This window comes from Pseudovibrio sp. W74 (assembly GCF_001623085.1).
Classification (GTDB): Bacteria; Pseudomonadota; Alphaproteobacteria; order Rhizobiales; family Stappiaceae; genus Pseudovibrio.
In genome coordinates, this window is sequence record NZ_LMCJ01000059.1 from 420 (window position 1) to 719 (window position 300).

Sequence of the window (300 nt, forward strand, 5' to 3'; positions counted from 1 at the left end):
TACTTGAATGACGATGGAGCCCTCATCAGCTAGCTGGCTGTTAATGCCTGTTTCCATAATGCCGGTGATGTAGCGGTCGGCAGTGACAATCCGGCTGTTATCAACCGCACTGGTGGAGATCCGGCCCGAAGCCTTGTAGGTGCTGTTTTCCGGATCAATGCCTTGTGGTGCAGCTAATGATCCTGCAACACCAGATCCAGGAGGAGGCACATTAAGCGCTGCTGTCTCTGTCAGCTCGCCATCTAGTCCAGGAACATTGCCCTCAAGGCCATTTGCCAGCACACCCTCAGAATTGATGTA

At 53.0% G+C, this 300-nt stretch carries 1 protein-coding gene; it reads right to left on the reverse strand.

What is annotated here, in order from left to right; genetic code table 11:
* On the reverse strand, positions 1 to 300 hold a 300-nt coding region (locus PsW74_RS25160), incomplete at both ends, for a hypothetical protein (RefSeq protein ID WP_206599958.1).